This is a genomic window from Cellulomonas rhizosphaerae (genome assembly GCF_003470205.1).
GTDB lineage: Bacteria > Actinomycetota > Actinomycetes > Actinomycetales > Cellulomonadaceae > Cellulomonas > Cellulomonas rhizosphaerae.
The window spans coordinates 23,567-40,283 of record NZ_QWKP01000206.1; the positions used below are offsets into that span (position 1 = coordinate 23,567).

General features: G+C 74.5%; 19 protein-coding genes and 1 riboswitch. Of the genes, 18 read left to right on the forward strand and 1 reads right to left on the reverse strand.

Going from position 1 to position 16,717, the window contains the following annotated elements:
- Nucleotides 1–13: 13 nt before the first annotated feature.
- The 17 genes from coaBC (at nt 14) to D1825_RS12245 (ending at nt 15,046) form a co-directional block, all read left to right on the forward strand.
- A complete protein-coding gene (gene coaBC / locus D1825_RS12165) occupies nt 14–1,198 on the forward strand; it encodes a bifunctional phosphopantothenoylcysteine decarboxylase/phosphopantothenate--cysteine ligase CoaBC (RefSeq protein WP_118767689.1) in 1,185 nt (394 codons plus the stop codon).
- 38 nt (nt 1,199–1,236) lie between these two features.
- Nucleotides 1,237–2,436, forward strand: a complete 1,200-nt coding sequence (gene metK, locus D1825_RS12170) for a methionine adenosyltransferase (RefSeq protein WP_118767690.1) — start codon at nt 1,237–1,239, stop codon at nt 2,434–2,436.
- A 44-nt stretch (nt 2,437–2,480) separates the two neighbouring features.
- Complete coding sequence (locus tag D1825_RS12175) at nt 2,481–4,550, forward strand: primosomal protein N' (protein WP_118767691.1); 2,070 nt, start codon at nt 2,481–2,483, stop codon at nt 4,548–4,550.
- 7 nt (nt 4,551–4,557) lie between these two features.
- The gene (locus tag D1825_RS12180) at nt 4,558–5,175 is read left to right on the forward strand and encodes an HAD family hydrolase (RefSeq protein WP_118767692.1); all 618 of its coding nucleotides are present in this window, start codon (nt 4,558–4,560) and stop codon (nt 5,173–5,175) included.
- 66 nt (nt 5,176–5,241) lie between these two features.
- Nucleotides 5,242–5,436 carry a type II toxin-antitoxin system HicA family toxin gene (locus tag D1825_RS18815; RefSeq protein WP_118767693.1) on the forward strand — a complete coding sequence of 65 codons (195 nt, stop codon included), beginning with the start codon at nt 5,242–5,244 and terminating at the stop codon, nt 5,434–5,436.
- 53 nt (nt 5,437–5,489) lie between these two features.
- Nucleotides 5,490–5,831 (forward strand): hypothetical protein, encoded by a 342-nt coding sequence (locus tag D1825_RS12190; RefSeq protein WP_199721578.1) that lies wholly within the window; start codon nt 5,490–5,492, stop codon nt 5,829–5,831.
- 10 nt (nt 5,832–5,841) lie between these two features.
- A complete protein-coding gene (gene fmt / locus D1825_RS12195; protein ID WP_118767695.1) occupies nt 5,842–6,786 on the forward strand; it encodes a methionyl-tRNA formyltransferase in 945 nt (314 codons plus the stop codon).
- Nucleotides 6,783–8,294 carry an RsmB/NOP family class I SAM-dependent RNA methyltransferase gene (locus D1825_RS12200; protein WP_118767696.1) on the forward strand — a complete coding sequence of 504 codons (1,512 nt, stop codon included), beginning with the start codon at nt 6,783–6,785 and terminating at the stop codon, nt 8,292–8,294. Before fmt ends, D1825_RS12200 begins: the two co-directional genes overlap by 4 nt.
- A gap of 24 nt (nt 8,295–8,318) precedes the next feature.
- Nucleotides 8,319–8,972, forward strand: coding sequence for a ribulose-phosphate 3-epimerase (gene rpe, locus D1825_RS12205; protein ID WP_118767697.1), 654 nt, complete (start codon nt 8,319–8,321; stop codon nt 8,970–8,972).
- Nucleotides 8,973–9,048: 76 nt separating this feature from the next.
- Nucleotides 9,049–9,183: riboswitch (FMN riboswitch) on the forward strand.
- Between the two features lie 89 nt (nt 9,184–9,272).
- The gene (gene ribD, locus D1825_RS12210) at nt 9,273–10,370 is read left to right on the forward strand and encodes a bifunctional diaminohydroxyphosphoribosylaminopyrimidine deaminase/5-amino-6-(5-phosphoribosylamino)uracil reductase RibD (RefSeq protein WP_118767698.1); all 1,098 of its coding nucleotides are present in this window, start codon (nt 9,273–9,275) and stop codon (nt 10,368–10,370) included.
- Complete coding sequence (locus D1825_RS12215) at nt 10,370–10,990, forward strand: riboflavin synthase (protein WP_118767699.1); 621 nt, start codon at nt 10,370–10,372, stop codon at nt 10,988–10,990. The genes ribD and D1825_RS12215 overlap by 1 nt, the downstream gene beginning before the upstream one ends.
- Nucleotides 10,987–12,318 (forward strand): 3,4-dihydroxy-2-butanone-4-phosphate synthase, encoded by a 1,332-nt coding sequence (ribB, locus tag D1825_RS12220; protein ID WP_118767700.1) that lies wholly within the window; start codon nt 10,987–10,989, stop codon nt 12,316–12,318. Before D1825_RS12215 ends, ribB begins: the two co-directional genes overlap by 4 nt.
- Entirely contained in the window at nt 12,315–12,782 is a 468-nt protein-coding gene (gene ribH / locus D1825_RS12225; RefSeq protein ID WP_118767701.1) for a 6,7-dimethyl-8-ribityllumazine synthase, read from the forward strand. Before ribB ends, ribH begins: the two co-directional genes overlap by 4 nt.
- The gene (gene pnuC, locus D1825_RS12230; protein WP_118767702.1) at nt 12,783–13,484 is read left to right on the forward strand and encodes a nicotinamide riboside transporter PnuC; all 702 of its coding nucleotides are present in this window, start codon (nt 12,783–12,785) and stop codon (nt 13,482–13,484) included.
- Nucleotides 13,481–13,744, forward strand: a complete 264-nt coding sequence (locus tag D1825_RS12235) for a phosphoribosyl-ATP diphosphatase (protein WP_118767703.1) — start codon at nt 13,481–13,483, stop codon at nt 13,742–13,744. The genes pnuC and D1825_RS12235 overlap by 4 nt, the downstream gene beginning before the upstream one ends.
- A gap of 16 nt (nt 13,745–13,760) precedes the next feature.
- A complete protein-coding gene (gene hisG / locus D1825_RS12240) occupies nt 13,761–14,609 on the forward strand; it encodes an ATP phosphoribosyltransferase (protein WP_118767704.1) in 849 nt (282 codons plus the stop codon).
- A gap of 59 nt (nt 14,610–14,668) precedes the next feature.
- The gene (locus D1825_RS12245) at nt 14,669–15,046 is read left to right on the forward strand and encodes a PH domain-containing protein (protein ID WP_118767706.1); all 378 of its coding nucleotides are present in this window, start codon (nt 14,669–14,671) and stop codon (nt 15,044–15,046) included.
- A gap of 3 nt (nt 15,047–15,049) precedes the next feature.
- Here the strand turns inward: D1825_RS12245 and D1825_RS12250 are convergent, their stop codons facing one another.
- Nucleotides 15,050–16,159, reverse strand: a complete 1,110-nt coding sequence (locus tag D1825_RS12250) for a DUF3866 family protein (RefSeq protein WP_118767705.1) — start codon at nt 16,157–16,159, stop codon at nt 15,050–15,052.
- A gap of 34 nt (nt 16,160–16,193) precedes the next feature.
- Between D1825_RS12250 and D1825_RS12255 the strand changes: the two genes are divergently transcribed.
- A partial coding sequence (locus D1825_RS12255; protein ID WP_407643330.1) for a helix-turn-helix transcriptional regulator occupies nt 16,194–16,717 on the forward strand: 524 nt, incomplete at its 3' end.

Consider the following 16,717-nt stretch of genomic DNA (forward strand, 5'->3'; position numbering starts at 1 on the left):
GCAGGCGCACACCATGCGGATCGTCCTCGGCGTCTCCGGCGGGATCGCCGCCTACAAGGCCGTCCTGCTGCTGCGCCTGCTGCGCGAGGCGGGACACGACGTGCGCGTCGTGCCCACTCGTGCGGCGCTCGAGTTCGTCGGCCGCCCCACGTGGGAGGCCCTGTCGGGCCAGCCGGTCACGACCGACGTGTTCGAGGACGTCGACCAGGTCGCGCACGTGGCCATCGGCCAGCACGCCGACCTCGTGGTCGTCGCCCCCGCCACCGCGGACCTGCTCGCGCGGGCCGCGACGGGCCGCGCCGACGACCTGCTGACCGCGACCCTGCTCGTGACGCGCGCGCCCGTGCTCCTTGCTCCGGCCATGCACACCGAGATGTGGGAGCACCCCGCGACCGTGGCCAACGTCGCGACGCTGCGCGAGCGCGGCATCCACGTGCTCGATCCCGCCTCCGGTCGCCTGACCGGCACGGACACTGGCCCGGGTCGGCTGCCGGAGCCCGACGAGATCGCCGCAGCGGCCCTCGCGCTGGTCGCCACGGGTGACCTGGCCGGGCGGCACGTGGTCGTCTCCGCGGGTGGCACCCGCGAGCCGCTCGATCCTGTCCGGTTCCTCGGCAACCGCTCGTCGGGCCGCCAGGGCGTGGCCCTCGCGGCGGCCGCCGCCGCACGCGGCGCGCAGGTCACGCTCGTCGGCGCCAACCTGTCCGTGCCGGCACCGGCCGGTGTGGAGCTCGTCACGGTCGGCACGGCCGCCGAGCTGCGCGAGGCGGTGCGCGCGGCCGCCAAGGTCGCCGACGTCGTGGTGATGGCCGCGGCCGTGGCCGACTACCGGCCGGTCAACCCCGCCGGGACCAAGCTCAAGAAGACGGGTGCCCCGCCGACCATCGAGCTCGTCGAGACGGTCGACATCCTGGCCGAGCTGGGCCACGACCGCCTCCGTGACTCCCAGGTGATCGTGGGCTTCGCCGCCGAGACGGGCGACGCCGCGGCCTCGGTCCTCGAGCACGGTCGCGCCAAGGCGCGGCGCAAGGGAGCCGACCTGCTCGTGGTCAACGCGGTGGGCGACGGCCAGGGGTTCGGCACCGCGGACAACGCGGTGACGATCCTCGACGGCACGGGCGAGATCGTCTCCGAGGCCGCGGGCAGCAAGGACGTCGTGGCGCACGCCGTCTGGGATGTGGTCCGGACGCTGGTCTGACGCCCGAGCAGGCCGCTCGCGCGACTATCCTTCGTCCCATGACTGACCCCGCGATGCGCCTCTTCACGTCCGAGTCGGTGACGGAAGGCCATCCGGACAAGATCTGCGACCAGATCTCCGACGCCATCCTCGACGCGATCCTCGAGCAGGACCCCCACGCGCGGGTCGCGGTCGAGACGATGGTGACGACCGGCCTGGTGCACGTCGCCGGCGAGGTCACCACCGAGGCGTACGTCGAGATCCCCGCGGTCGTGCGTGAGGTCGTCCGCACGATCGGCTACACGTCCTCCCACATCGGCTTCGACGGCGAGTCCTGCGGCGTCTCGGTCTCGATCGGCCAGCAGTCGCCCGACATCGCGGCCGGTGTCGACAAGGCGCTCGAGGCGCGCGAGGACGCGGGCGACATGGACCCGCTCGACATGCAGGGCGCGGGCGACCAGGGCCTGATGTTCGGCTACGCGTGCGACGAGACGCCGTCGCTCATGCCGCTGCCGATCTGGATGGCGCACCGCCTCTCCGAGCGGCTCGCCGCGGTCCGCAAGTCCGGTGAGGTCGCCGGCCTGCGCCCCGACGGCAAGACGCAGGTCACCATCGGCTACGAGGGCGACCGCGCGGTCCGCCTCGACGCCGTGGTGCTCTCCACGCAGCACGAGCCCGACATCAACCTCGCCACGCAGCTCGAGCCCGCGATCCGCGAGCACGTCATCGAGCCCGTGCTGGCGCTGGTGGACATCGACACCGCGGGCTACCAGCGGTTCGTGAACCCGACCGGCCAGTTCGTCGTCGGCGGCCCCCAGGGCGACGCGGGCCTGACTGGCCGCAAGATCATCGTCGACACCTACGGTGGCTACGCACGCCACGGCGGCGGCGCGTTCTCCGGCAAGGACCCCTCGAAGGTCGACCGCTCGGCCGCGTACGCGATGCGCTGGGTCGCCAAGAACGTCGTCGCCGCGGGTCTCGCGCGCCGCTGCGAGGTCCAGGTGGCCTACGCGATCGGCAAGGCGCACCCCGTGGGCCTGTACGTCGAGACGTTCGGCACCGAGACCGTCCCGGTCGAGCGCCTGACCGCCGCGATCCGCGAGGTCTTCGACCTGCGGCCTGCCGCGATCATCCGCGACCTGGACCTCCTGCGCCCGATCTACCGGTCGACGGCCGCCTACGGTCACTTCGGCCGCGAGCTGCCCGACTTCACGTGGGAGCGCACCGACCGCGTCGCGGACCTCCAGTCCGCCCTCTGACGAGCGCCTGACGGCTCGTCGGTGCCAGATGGTGTGATGTCCCTGTGACCACGGGCGAGCAGCTGGAGCTGGACGGCTTGCCTGTTCCGAAGGCGCGCCGCCGGCCTCGCGGCGTCGCGCTCGCCGCCGAGCAGCCCGTCGCCCGCGTCTGCATCGACCTGCCGCCGCAGCACCTGGACCGGCTCTTCGAGTACGCCGTGCCCGCCGCGATGGCCGACGGCGCGCAGCCCGGGGTGCGGGTCAAGGTCCGGTTCGGCGCGCAGGACGTCGACGCGTACGTCATCGAGCGGGCCGACGAGGCCGAGCACGACGGCGAGCTCTTGCCCATCCGGCGCCTGGTCTCGTCGGAGCCGGTCCTCACGCCGGCCGTCGCCCGCCTCGCGCGGGCCGTGGCCGATCGGTGGGCCGGCACGCTGACCGACGTCCTGCGCCTGGCGATCCCCGCCCGGCACGCGCGCGTCGAGGCGGAGGACGGGCTCGACGACGCCCCCACCGTCGTCCCCGCGGCGGCGGCCACCGCCTGGGCCGCCTACCGCGGCGGGGCGGCGTTCCTGCAGCACGTGCTCGGCGGCGGTGCCCCGCGCGCCGTGTGGACAGCGCTGCCCGGCGCTGCGGGCCTGCGCTGGCCCGACGCGATCGCCCAGGCCGTCGCCGCGTGCGTGCTCGGCGGCCGGGGAGCGCTCGTCGTCGTCCCGGACGCGCGCGACATCGACCGCGTGCTCACGGCCCTCGTCGACGCGGGCATCCCGGCCCGTCGCGCGGGCGGCCGGGGGGGAGCGGTGCGCCTCGCCGCCGACGACGGCCCCGCCGTCCGCTACCGCGCTTTCCTCGCGACGCTGCGCGGGCAGGCGGACGTGGTCGTCGGGACCCGGGCCTCCGCGTTCGCGCCCGTGCACGACCTCGGCCTGGTCGTCTGCTGGGACGACGGCGACGCGCTGCACGCCGAGCCCCGCGCGCCCTACCCGCACGTGCGCGAGGTGCTGGCCCTGCGGTCCGAGCTCGAGGGCGCCGCGCTGCTCGTCGGCGGGCACGGCCGCACGGTCGAGGCCCAGTCGCTCGTCGAGTCGGGCTGGGCGCACGACGTGAGCGCCGACCGGCCCGAGGTCCGGCGCCTGACGCCGCGCGTCCTGGCCCTCACCTCGACCGAGCTCGCCCGCGAGGGAGCGGCGGCCGCGGCCCGGCTGCCGACGCCGGCGTGGCGCGCGATCCGCGACCGCCTGGCCGAGGGGCCTGTGCTCGTCCAGGTCCCGCGCGCGGGCTACGTCCCGGCCGTCGCGTGCGGCCGCTGCCGCGCGTCGGCGCGATGCGGCACGTGCCACGGGCCGCTCGGCCTGTCGCGCGCCGACGGCGTGCCGACGTGCGGGTGGTGCGGCCGCCTGGCGACCGACTGGCGCTGCGACGAGTGCGGGGGAGCGACCCTGCGCTCGGTGCGCGTCGGCTCGGAGCGGACGGCGGAGGAGCTGGGCCGGGCCTTCCCCGGTGTGCCCGTCCGCGTCTCGGGCGCGCGCGCCGAGGGCGGCGTCCTCGCGACGGTCCGCGACGCCCCGGCCGTGGTCGTCTCGACCCCCGGCGCCGAGCCGGTCGCACCCGGCGGGTACGCCGCCGCGGTGCTGCTCGACGCGGCGGTGAGCACCGCGGGCTCGGCGCTGGGACTGCTACCGGACGCGCTGCGCCGCTGGCTGACGGCCGCGGCGCTCGTCCGCCCGGCGAGCGACGGCGGCAGCGTGCTGCTCGTCGGCGACGCCGAGGAGCGGGCGACCCAGGCCCTGGTCCGGTGGGACCCGAACGGCCTGGCCTCGCGCGAGCTGGCCGAGCGTGCCGAGCTCGCGCTGCCGCCGTCGGTGCGCATGGCCGCGCTCGTCGGCCGGCGTGACGCGGTGCTGGCCGTCGTGCGGCGCATCGACGTGCCGGGCATCGACGTGCTCGGGCCCGTGCCGGTCGACCAGTCCGCGCCCGCCGGCTCGCTCGAGGGTGACGTGCGCGCGGTCCTGCGCGTCCCGCGCTCGTCGGGCGCAGCCCTGGCCCGCGCGGTCGCCGCGTCGATGTCGGTGCGCAGCGCGCGCCGCGAGGGCGGCACGGTCCGCGCCCAGCTCGACCCGACGGACCTCGGATGATAGCCCGATGATCACCACCGTCGTGTTCGACCTCGGCGACGTCCTCGTGCGCTGGGACCCGAGCGGGCCGTTCGTCGGACGGCTCCCGCAGCCGGCCGTCGACGCGTTCCTGCACGAGTTCGACTTCCGCACGTTCAACCTCCAGCAGGACGCCGGCCGCCCGTGGGCCGAGGCACGCCTGGAGCTCGAGCAGACCGCCCCGGAGCACCTGCTCGCGATGGACCTGTTCGTCGAGCACTTCGCCGACTCGCTGCTCGGTCCCGTGCCGGGAACGGCGGAGCTCGTCGAGGACCTCGCCGCGGCGGGGGTGCGGCTGCTCGGGCTGAGCAACTGGTCGGCGGAGACGTTCCACCTCGCCGAGCCGGCCGCACCGGCGATCGGGCTGCTCGAGGGCGTCGTCGTCTCGGGCCGCGAGCTGCTCTCCAAGCCCGACCCGCGGATCTACGCGCTCCTGATCGAGCGCTACGGCCTCGACCCCGAGCGCACCCTGTTCACCGACGACTCGCCCCCGAACATCGCGGCGGCGTCGGTGGCGGGGCTCGACGCCGTGCTGTTCACCACGGCCGACGAGCTGCGCGCGCAGCTCGTCGCGCGCGGCGTCCCGATCGCACCGCGCGGTGTCTAGTCCTCCGCGACACCTTAAGTCGACCATGTCTAGACAAAATGCGCCTAGCCCGCCTAGACTGTTTTGATGATCGCAGAACAGCCGACGCGAGCGGTGCGTCGGAAGCTGCGTGATGCCGGGTTCGAACCACTCCGAACGGTCGGGTCACACACGCGGTGGCAGCACCCGAGCGGTATCGCCGTGACTGTGCCCGACGGTCACCGCACGATCAGTCCTGGCGTCTACCGGAATGTCCTCAAGGCTTTGAAGGAGGTCCGATGACTACGCATCACATCGCGATGGCTACGCGCGACGGGCGATGGTGGACGGTCACCGTGCCGAGCGTCGACGGCGTCACCCAGGCACGTCGTCTGTCTGACGTCGAGGAGATGGCGCGAGAACTCGTTGCCGTGACGACGAATGTCCCTCTGGACGGTGTCGTGATCGACGTCCACGTGAAGCGCGTGGGTGACGTGGACGTCGAGGCTGACCTCGCCGCCATCCATGCCGATCGCGAACAGGCTGCCGAGCTCGAGCGGGTTGCCTCGGAGAGGTCTCGAAGGCTCGTCCGCGCGCTCGTCGCGCAGGACGTTTCGTTGCGGGACATCGGCGCGGTGCTCGGTGTGTCGCACCAGCGCGCTCACCAGCTGGCCGGCGGCGGACGCCCACCCGCCTAGGATCGGGGCCATGCGTCTGCTCTTCGCCGGTACCCCCACGGCAGCGGTGCCGTCGCTCGAGGCGCTCCTCGCCTCCCGGCACGAGGTGGTCGCGGTGCTGACCCGCCCCGACGCCCGCACCGGGCGCGGCCGGACCCTCACTCCGAGTCCGATCAAGGAGCGCGCGCTCGAGGCCGGGATCGAGGTGCTGACCCCCGCGACCCTGCGCGACGAGAAGACCGTCGCCCAGATCGCCGCGCTGACCGTCGACGCGGCCCCCGTCGTCGCCTACGGCGCGCTCGTCCCGCCCGCGCTGCTCGACGTGCCCACGTACGGCTGGATCAACCTGCACTTCTCGGTCCTGCCCGCCTGGCGCGGCGCGGCACCGGTCCAGCGCTCGATCCTCGCGGGCGACGAGGTCACCGGCGCGACCACGTTCCGCATCGAGAAGGGCCTCGACACCGGCCCGGTCTTCGGCACGCTCACCGAGACGATCCGCGCGCGCGACACGTCCGGCGACCTGCTCGGCCGCCTGTCCGACGTGGGCGCCGGGCTGCTGGTCCGCACGCTCGACGCGCTCGAGGACGGCATCCTCAGCCCGATCGAGCAGTCGACCGACGGTGTGAGCCACGCCCCCAAGCTCGAGGTCGAGGACGCGCGCGTGCGCTGGGAGCACCCCGCGTACGCGGTCGACCGCCGCATCCGCGCGTGCACGCCTGCCCCGGGCGCGTGGACCACGACCCCGGACGGCGCGCGGCTCGGGCTCGGCCCGGTCACGCTGACCACCGAGACCCTGCCCGCCGGGACGATCCACGTCGGGCGCAAGGACGTGCTCGTCGGGACCGCGACCCAGGCCGTCCGCCTCGGCCAGGTCACTCCGGCAGGCAAGCGCGCGATGGACGCCGCGGACTGGGCGCGCGGCGCCCGGCTCCCGAGTGGCGAACCGCTGACCGACGGGCTGGTGCTGGGCGCATGAGCGACGACCGCTTCTCCGCCGACGACCGCCGGAACCCCGAGGGTCGTCAGCGCGGAGCCGCACGCGCCGAGGGCCGCACCGAGCGCAGCACGCAGGCGCCCGGCGAGCGCCGCCGCGGCACCGACCCGGCCCGCACGGTCGCGTTCGACGTGCTGCGCGCCGTCGCGGAGTCCGACTCGTACGCCAACCTCGTCCTGCCGCCCCTGCTGCGCGAGCGGGCCATCCGCGGCCGCGACGCCGGGTTCGCGACCGAGCTCGCCTACGGCACCCTGCGCCTGCGGGGCCGCTACGACGCGATCATCGAGCAGGCCGCGGGCCGCGCGCTCGACAGGATCGACCCGCCGGTCCTCGACCTGCTGCGGCTCGGCAGCCACCAGCTGCTCGGCATGCGCGTCCCGCCGCACGCCGCGGTCTCCGAGACGGTCGGCCTGGCCCGGCAGCGCGCCGGCGCCGGCGCGGCGCAGTTCGTCAACGCGGTGCTGCGCGCCGTCGGGCGGTCCACGCTCGACGAGTGGCTCACGGTCATCGGCGACGGAGCCGACCCGAGCGAGGACGACCCGATCGCCCGCCTCGCCGTCGTCGAGAGCCACCCGGAGTGGGTCGTCCGCGGCCTGCGCGAGTCGCTCGTGGGCAACGGACGCTCGGCCGACGAGCTCGAGGCGCTGCTCGTGGCCGACAACGCCGCGCCGCGCGTGACGCTCGTCGCGCGTCCCGGCCTCGTCGACGACGACGAGCTCGGCGGTACCCCCGGCGTCGTCGCGCCCACGGCGCACATCCTCGACGGCGGCGACCCCGCGGCCGTCGGCGCGATCCGCGACGGACGCGCCGGCGTGCAGGACGAGGGCAGCCAGCTCGTCGCGCTCGCCCTGGCCGCCGCACCGATGGACGGCCCCGACGAGCGCTGGCTCGACCTGTGCGCAGGCCCCGGGGGCAAGGCCGCACTGCTCGCGGCGCTGGTCGACGAGCGCGGCGGCCGGCTGGTCGCCAACGAGGTCCAGCCGCACCGCACCCGCCTCGTCGAGCAGGCGCTGCGCGCGCTGCCGGCCGACGCGATCGAGGACGTCCGCACGGGCGACGGCCGCCGCGTCGGCACCGACGAGCCCGGGGCCTACGACCGCGTGATGGTCGACGCGCCGTGCACCGGCCTCGGTGCGCTGCGGCGGCGGCCCGAGTCGCGCTGGCGGCGGCACCCCACCGACCTCGCAGCCCTCTCCGGCCTGCAGCGCGAGCTGCTCGGGTCCGCGCTGGCAGCCGTCCGCCCGGGTGGCGTCGTCGCCTACGTGACCTGCTCGCCGCACCTCGCCGAGACCCAGCTGGTCGTCAAGGACGCGCTGCGGGCAGCCGCGAAGGCGGGCATCGGCGTCGAGCCCATCGACGCACGCGCGGTCGTGACGGGCATCGCGCCGCAGCCCGTCGACCTGCCGGGCAACCGCACCGACGTCCAGCTGTGGCCCCACGTGCACGGCACCGACGCGATGCACCTGACCCTGCTGCGCCGGACGTCCTGACGGCCCCCGGCTAGGCTGGGATGCGTGCCTGCGCTGATCAACCCGAGCATCCTGTCCGCCGACTTCGCCAACCTCGAGCGTGACCTCGGCCGCATCGCGAACGCCGACTACGCGCACGTGGACGTCATGGACAACCACTTCGTGCCCAACCTGACGCTCGGCGTGCCGGTCGTCACGCGGCTCGCGGAGGTCTCGCCCGTGCCGCTCGACCTGCACCTGATGATCGAGGACGCGGACCGCTGGGCCCCGGCGTACGCCGAGGCGGGTGCGGCGTCGGTGACCTTCCACCTCGAGGCCGCGCAGGCGCCCGTGCGGCTCGCACGCGAGCTGCGCGCCGGGGGAGCGCGCGTCGGCGTGGCGCTGCGACCCGCGACGCCCGTCGAGCCGCTGCTCGACCTGCTCGACGAGATCGACATGATCCTGGTGATGACGGTCGAGCCCGGGTTCGGCGGCCAGTCGTTCATCGAGGGCACCCTGCCCAAGATCCGCCGCGCACGCGCCGCGATCGACGAGACGGGTGCCGCCACGTGGATCCAGGTGGACGGCGGTGTCGCACGCGGGACCATCGCGCGGATCGCCGCGGCCGGGGCGAACGTGTTCGTGGCGGGCTCGGCGGTCTACGGCGCGGACGACCCCGCGGCGGAGATCGACGCGCTGCGGGCCCTCGCCACATCCTGACGCCCGGATCCTGAGACGGCCGAGACCCGTCACCAGCGGGAATGCGCCGTGTGGCAAGATCGTTGGCGCAAGAGCAACACGTGCTCCGGGGTCGGTGTAATTCCGAGCCGGCGGTGACAGTCCGCGACCCGCGTCGTCTCTCGAGACGGCGTGGTTGACCTGGTGGAACTCCAGGACCGACGGTGAAAGTCCGGATGGGAGAAGTACGTGGCGACGCGCGGCAACCCCGCGCGCCGTGGCTGGCCGGACCGTTCCGGCTGCGCCTACCCCGGAGCCGCCAGGCTGTCCGGGAGGTGGATGATGACCAGCACGACGAGCACGCGTGTCGACTCCGCGAGCCCCGTCGAGACCGCCGCGCTGCGCCGGGCCTTCGAGCTCGCGCGCCGCGGTCCCGCGATGGACGCCAACCCGCGCGTGGGCTGCGTCCTGCTGACGCCCGACGGCACGACGATCGGCGAGGGCTGGCACCGCGGCGCGGGCACCCCGCACGCCGAGGTTGCCGCCCTCGCGGACGCCGCCGCGCTCGGCAACGACACGCGCGGCGCGACCGCCGTCGTCACGCTCGAGCCCTGCAACCACACGGGCCGCACCGGCCCGTGCAGCGAGGCGCTCATCGCCGCGCGGGTGCGCCGCGTCGTCGTCTCGGTCGAGGACCCCAACCCGCTGGCCGCCGGCGGAGCGGCACGCCTGCGCGCCGAGGGCATCGACGTGCTGGCCGGGGTGCTGGTCGACGAGGGCCGGCAGGTGCTGGGCACCTGGGTGCACGCCGTCGAGCGCGACCGCCCGTTCGTCACGCTCAAGCTCGCGAGCACGCTCGACGGGCGCATCGCCGCAGCCGACGGGTCGAGCCGCTGGATCACCGGCGAGGTCGCCCGGCAGCACGCGCACGACCTGCGCGCCGAGGTCGACGCGATCGCGGTCGGGACGGGCACGGCACTGGCCGACGACCCGAGCCTGACCGCGCGCACTGCCGACGGCTCGCTGCACGGCCACCAGCCGCTGCGCGTCGTCGTCGGGCTCCGCGACCTGCCCGCCGACGCCGCTCTGCGCGGGCCGGGCGGCGACCTGGTCCAGGTCCGTAGCCACGACCCGCACGAGGTGCTCGCCGAGCTCGGGCGGCGTGGCGTCCGGCACGTGCTCGTCGAGGGCGGCCCCACGCTCGCCGCCGCGTTCCTGCGGGCCGGGCTCGTCGACGAGGTGCACGCCTACCTCGCGCCCGTCCTGCTCGGCGCGGGCCGCCCCGCGGTCGACGACCTCGGCATCACCTCGATCGACGGCGCCCTGCGCCTCGTGACCCGATCCGTCGTGCCCCTCGGCCCCGACGTCCTCGTCGTGGCCACCCCAGCAGCCATCCCCGAAGCCAGTCCAGAAGCCAGTCCAGAAGCACAGGAGTCCTGATGTTCACCGGCATCATCGAAGAAGTGGGGTCCGTCGTGCGCATCGAGCACGGCGACGGCGACGCACGCCTCGTCGTGCGCGGCCCGCTCGTCACGAGCGACGCGCACCTCGGCGACTCGATCGCGGTCTCGGGCGTCTGCCTCACAGTGACCGACCTGCCCGGCGACGGCACGTTCGGCGCCGACGTCATGCCCGAGTCCCTGCGGCGCACTGCGCTCGGCGACCTCGCGGCGGGCAGCCCGGTCAACCTCGAGCGCGCGCTGGCCGTCGGTGGCCGGTACGGCGGGCACGTGGTCCAGGGCCACGTCGACGGCGTGGGCGCGATCCTGCACCGCACGCCCGGCCCGCGCTGGGACGAGGTCGAGATCGCCATCGAGCCCGAGCTGGCGCGCTACGTCGCGGAGAAGGGCTCGATCGCCGTGTCGGGCATCTCGCTGACCGTCACGCACGTGTCCGACGAGGCGTTCGGCGTCTCGCTCATCCCGACGACGCTCGAGGCGACCACGCTCGGCACGCTGGGCCCCGGAGACCGGGTCAACCTCGAGGTCGACGTCCTGGCCAAGTACACCGAGCGCCTGCTGGAAACCAGCGGGGCCCTGCAGGAACGAGCACAGCGATGACGACCGGCACGATCGAGCAGGCGCTCGAGGCGCTGCGCCAGGGCCGGCCGGTGCTGGTCGCCGACTCGCCCGACCGCGAGAACGAGGCCGACGTCATCCTCGCCGCGCAGTCCGCGACGCCCGAGTGGATCGCCTGGACCATCCGGCACTCGTCGGGCTACCTGTGCGCGCCGATGACCGCAGCCAGGGCCGACGCGCTCGACCTGCCGCTCATGGTGCCGAAGAGCCAGGACCCGCGCCGCACGGCCTACACCGTCACGGTCGACGCGGCCACGGGCGTGACCACGGGCATCTCCGCCTCGGACCGCGCGCGCACGCTGCACGTCCTGGCCGACCCGGCCTCGGGCCGCGGCGACCTCATCCGCCCGGGCCACGTGCTCCCGCTGCGTGCCGTGCCCGGGGGAGTGCTGCACCGCGCGGGCCACACCGAGGCCGCCGTGGACCTGTGCCGCCTGGCGGGGCTCGAGCCCGTGGGCGCGATCGCCGAGCTCGTGAACGACGACGGCACGATGACCCGCCTGCCCGCCGCGGCCCAGCTCGCGGCCGACGAGGGCCTCGTCCTGATCACCATCGAGGACCTGGTCGCGTGGCGGCGCGAGCACGACGACGAGGTCGTCACCGAGGCGCCGGTCGCCCACCAGCGCGTGCACGCGACGCACACCGCCTACCTGCCCACCAAGCACGGCGACTTCCGCATCCACGGGTACCGCGACCTGCGCACGGGCGACGAGCACGTCGCCCTGGTCCCCACCGGCGGGCTCTCGGACCACCCCGTGGTCCGCGTGCACTCCGAGTGCCTCACGGGCGACGCGTTCGGCTCGGCGCGCTGCGACTGCGGACCGCAGCTCGACGCGGCGCTCCAGCTCGCGTCCGAGCAGGGCGGCGCGGTCGTCTACCTGCGCGGGCACGAGGGTCGGGGCATCGGCCTGCTCGCGAAGGTCGCCGCGTACGCGCTGCAGGACGAGGGCCGCGACACGGTCGAGGCCAACCTCGACCTCGGCTGGCCCGCCGACCGGCGCGAGTACGGCGCGGCCGCGGCGATCCTCGTCGACCTCGGCGTCACGAGCCTGAGCCTGCTGACCAACAACCCGGCCAAGGTCGCGGGCCTGCGGGCCCACGGCATCGAGGTGAGCGATGTGCACGGGCTGCTCGTCGGCCGCACGCCGCACAACGAGGCCTACCTGCGTACCAAGGCGACGTCGATGGGCCACGTGCTCGACCTCGACGCGCGCGAACCCATCCCCGTCATGCCGACCCGCGCGGCCCCCGCCGCACCCGGCACCGACACGAGCGACCACGCGTTCGAGAACCTGGAGGACCTGGCATGAGCGGCGCCGGAGCACCGACCCTGCACGTCGACGGGAGCGGCCTGAAGGTCGTCGTCGTCGCGGCGAGCTGGCACACCGTCGTGATGGACGGGCTGCTCGCGGGCACCCGCCGCGCGCTGGCGGCCGCGAACGTCACCGACGTGACCGAGATCCGCGTGCCGGGCACGTTCGAGCTGCCCGTCGCGGCCCGTGCCGCGGCCGCGGCCGGCGCGGACGCGGTCGTCGCGCTCGGCGTCGTCATCCGCGGCGGGACACCGCACTTCGAGTACGTCTGCCAGGCGGCGACGCTCGGCCTGACCGACGTCGCGGTGCAGACCGGCGTGCCCGTCGGCTTCGGCGTCCTGACCTGCGACGACGACGCACAGGCGCTCGACCGAGCGGGCCTGCCGGGCTCGCACGAGGACAAGGGCGCGGAGGCGGCCGAGGCCGCGGTCGCGACGGTCGTGGCACTGCGGGAGCTCTAGGTGTTCGTCGACCTCTTCAACGCGACCCTGACGATCGCCGGCCACGACATCGCCTGGCGCGAGATCGTCGGCAACGGCTTCGGGCTGGCCTCGGCCGTCGGGGGCATGCGCCGGCGTGTGTGGGCGTGGCCCGTCGGCATCGTCGGCAACGTGCTGCTGTTCACCGTGTTCCTCGGCAGCGTGTTCGACACCCCGCAGAACCGCGACCTGTACGGCCAGGCGGGCCGGCAGGTGTTCTTCATCATCGTCTCGGTCTACGGCTGGGTGCGCTGGCGGCAGGCCCGGGACGAGGGCCGCGCGCACGGCGACGAGCACGCCGTAGCCGTGGTCCCGCGCTGGGCCGGGCGCAACGGGTGGATCCTCATCGGCACCGTCGCCGTCGTCGGCACCGTCGTGTTCGCGCAGATCTTCCGCGCGCTCGACTCGTACGGCCCGTGGGCGGACGCCTGGATCTTCACCGGCTCGTTCCTGGCGACGTACGGCATGGCGCGCGGCTGGATCGAGTTCTGGCTCATCTGGATCGCCGTGGACGCCGTCGGGGTCCCGCTGCTGTTCAAGGCCGGGTACTACCCGTCGGCGATCCTCTACATCGTCTACGCCGGTGTGGTCGTCTGGGGCTTCGTGGTCTGGCTGCGGCAGCGCGACCGGCAGTCGGACGCCGGACGGCCGCTGCCTGAGCAGCCCCTACTGTTGGCCGAGTGAAGACCTTCGACTCCCTGTTCGCCGAGCTCACCGAGAAGGCAGCGACCCGTCCCGAGGGATCGGGAACCGTCGCGGAGCTGGACGCGGGCGTCCATGCCATCGGCAAGAAGATCGTCGAGGAGGCCGCCGAGGTGTGGATGGCCGCCGAGCACGAGGGCGACGAGCGGACGGCGGAGGAGATCTCGCAGCTCCTCTACCACCTGCAGGTCCTCATGATCGCGCGCGGCCTGACCCTCGAGAGCGTCTACACCCACCTGTGAGAAAGGACCTCGCCTCGTGCTGAGGATTGCCGTCCCCAACAAGGGCTCCCTGTCCGAGCCCGCCGCCGCCATCCTCAAGGAGGCCGGCTACCGCCAGCGTCGCGACTCCCGCGAGCTGGTCCTGCCCGACCCGGACAACGACGTCGAGTTCTTCTTCCTGCGCCCGCGTGACATCGCGGTGTACGTCGGTGCGGGCACCGTCGACGTCGGCATCACCGGCCGCGACCTGATGCTCGACTCGGAGTCCGACGCCGTCGCGCACCTGCCGCTCGGCTTCGCGCGGTCCACCTTCCGGTTCGCGGCGACCTCCGGCGGCCTCTCGACCGTCGAGGAGATCCACGGTCGGCGCGTCGCGACCAGCTACCCGGTGCTCGTGACCGCGTACCTCCGCGAGCGCGGCGTCACGCCCGCTGGCGTCGTCCGCCTCGACGGTGCCGTGGAGACGGCGATCCGCCTCGGCGTGGCCGACGTGATCGCGGACGTCGTCGAGACCGGCACGACCCTGCGCGCCGCGGGGCTCGAGATCTTCGGCGAGCCGATCCTGCGCTCCGAGGCCGTCCTGGTCCGCCGGTCCGACGTCGAGGCCCCCGCGGGGCTCGACGTCCTGACGCGCCGGCTGCAGGGCGTGCTCACCGCGCAGCAGTACGTGCTCATGGACTACGACGTGCCGTCGAGCCTCGTCGAGCAGGCCGTCGCGATCACGCCCGGCCTCGAGTCGCCCACGGTCAGCCCGCTGCACAACGGCGACTGGTCCGCGGTGCGCGCCATGGTCCGCCGCGAGGAGACCAACCGCGTCATGGACGCGCTGTACGACGTGGGCGCGCGGGCGATCCTGGTCACGTCGATCCACGCGTGCCGGCTCTGACCTTGGACCAGCTGCACGCCCCGTTCCGTCCCCGGCTGGCTCGGATCGTCACGGCAGTCATGGCAGTCGTCGTGGTCGTCGGCACCGTCGTCGTCATGGTCTCCATCCCCGAGCTCGGCCCGGCGGACCAGATCGGCTTCGCGCTCCTGTGCCTGCTCATCGTGTGGTTCTGCTGGCGTCAGTTCTCGGTGGCGGCGATCCCGTCGGCCGACGGCCTCGTCGTGCGCAACCTCATGATCACGACGCGCCTGGAGTGGGCCGAGGTCGTCTCGGTGCGCTTCGGGTCGGGCCGCCCGTGGGTCCAGCTCGACCTGGCCGACGGCGACACGCTCGCGGTCATGGGCGTGCAGCGCGCCGACGGCGAGCGCGCGGACGCCGAGGCCCGGCGGATGGCGACGCTCGTCGCCGCGCACACGTCCACGCAGCGGAACGACTGACCCTCACCCCAGCAGCGACGCGGCGTGCACACCCGCGACCGCGGCCGCCAGGAACGAGGCCGGGTCCTGGTCCAGGCCGCGGCCCATGGTCGAGAGCCGCACCGGGGTGGCCGCGAGCGCGGCGCGCAGCTCGGCGCCCGCGGGTACGTCGAACAGCCGGTGCATCACCTGCAGGTAGGAGACCTGGTCCGCGACGAGCTCGTTGAGCCGGGAGAGCTCGCCGTCGAACACGGGCACGGGGACGTCGGCGGGCCGCATCGCGACGCGGCCGTACGCGGTCAGCGAGTGGTGCGAGACGCCGAGGTGGCGCTCGCGCTCGTCGGCCCCCGAGACCCGGAGCGAGGCGACGGGCCGGCCGCGCAGCACGACCGCCGCGTTGACGGCCTCGCCGGCGGCGACCCCGGAGAAGCCGAACTGCGTCCCCGTCCCGAGGTTGCCCGGACCCTGCGCGACGATCGCGAGGTCGGCGCCGACGACGTGCTTGGCGGCCAGCAGACCGGTGTGGACCGTCACGGCTTCGAGGTCGCCGCCGAACGCCTGGCCCGTCGTGATGCAGGACTCGATCCACCCCGCCTCGCGCAGGCCCGCGACCGCGCGCGAGAACCACGCGGGCAGCGCGCCGCCGTCCGTCATGACGTAGGCGACGCGCAGGGGTCGTGACGCCGCGTGCCGGACGCCCGCGAGGATCGCGGGCAGCGCCGAGTGCAGGTCCGCGACGACGACGGGCATGCCGCGCAGGTCGTCGGCGTCGCGCAGCACCTCGTGGAACTCCGACTCCTGGTCGTCGACGCCCAGGACCATCGTCTGCAGCGGCGTGTACCGCGCCTTCACGAGGTGCCCCGGGCCGGCGGGCCCGTCGCCCGGGAGCCTGCCGTCGGGCGCGACGACGAGCGCGTAGCCGCCGGTGCCGAGCCCGCGGGCCAGCGCGGAGACGTTGAGCAGCACGCGGTCGCCCACCGCGAGGGTGCCGACGAGCTCGGGGTAGGCGAGGGCCTTGACCCGAGCCGGCAGCGACGGGTCCGCCCACGGCTCGTCGAGCGCGACGCGCAGCTCGCTCGCTCCGGGCCACGTGGGCCCCACCGACTCGACGACACCCGCACGCCACGTGATCACCGCTCCACGCTACCGGCCACTACGGTGGTCCCCGATGGCCACCACACCCGCCGCAGCCGAGCGCCTGCTCAACCTCGTCATCGCCCTGGTCAACACGCCGGGCCGGATGACGAAGGAGCAGGTGCGCACGACCGTCGCCGGGTACGGCGACGCCCCGTCCGACGACGCCTTCGAGCGGATGTTCGAGCGCGACAAGGACACGCTGCGCGAGCTCGGCGTGCCTGTCCTCACCGTCACGGATGCCAGCCACGGCGACGACTTCGGCTACCGGATCGACCTCGACACCTACGCGCTCGCGCCGATCGACCTCACGGCCGCCGAGCTCGGCGTGCTCACGATGGCGGCCGAGCTGTGGCAGGACCGCTCGTTGCGGGCCGACTCGACGCGGGCCCTGACCAAGCTCCGCGCAGTCGGCCAGGCGCCCGGGTCGACCGACCTCGTGGCCGGCCTGACGCCGCGCGTGCGCGACGGTGGGGGAGCGTTCGCGCCGCTGGTCGACGCGGTGCAGTCGCGCCAGGCCGTGCGCTTCACGTACCGCGCGGCCACGTCCGGCGAGGT

What these genes read in the sequence shown, in the direction of transcription:
- coaBC (WP_118767689.1), top strand. Translation starts at nt 14, where the DNA reads ATGCGGATCGTCCTCGGCGTCTCCGGCGGGATCGCCGCCTACAAGGCC.
- metK (WP_118767690.1), top strand. Translation starts at nt 1,237, where the DNA reads ATGACTGACCCCGCGATGCGCCTCTTCACGTCCGAGTCGGTGACGGAA.
- D1825_RS12180 (WP_118767692.1), top strand. Translation starts at nt 4,558, where the DNA reads ATGATCACCACCGTCGTGTTCGACCTCGGCGACGTCCTCGTGCGCTGG.
- D1825_RS18815 (WP_118767693.1), top strand. Translation starts at nt 5,242, where the DNA reads ATGATCGCAGAACAGCCGACGCGAGCGGTGCGTCGGAAGCTGCGTGAT.
- fmt (WP_118767695.1), top strand. Translation starts at nt 5,842, where the DNA reads ATGCGTCTGCTCTTCGCCGGTACCCCCACGGCAGCGGTGCCGTCGCTC.
- D1825_RS12200 (WP_118767696.1), top strand. Translation starts at nt 6,783, where the DNA reads ATGAGCGACGACCGCTTCTCCGCCGACGACCGCCGGAACCCCGAGGGT.
- ribD (WP_118767698.1), top strand. Translation starts at nt 9,273, where the DNA reads ATGACCAGCACGACGAGCACGCGTGTCGACTCCGCGAGCCCCGTCGAG.
- D1825_RS12215 (WP_118767699.1), top strand. Translation starts at nt 10,370, where the DNA reads ATGTTCACCGGCATCATCGAAGAAGTGGGGTCCGTCGTGCGCATCGAG.
- ribB (WP_118767700.1), top strand. Translation starts at nt 10,987, where the DNA reads ATGACGACCGGCACGATCGAGCAGGCGCTCGAGGCGCTGCGCCAGGGC.
- ribH (WP_118767701.1), top strand. Translation starts at nt 12,315, where the DNA reads ATGAGCGGCGCCGGAGCACCGACCCTGCACGTCGACGGGAGCGGCCTG.
- D1825_RS12245 (WP_118767706.1), top strand. Translation starts at nt 14,669, where the DNA reads ATGGCAGTCGTCGTGGTCGTCGGCACCGTCGTCGTCATGGTCTCCATC.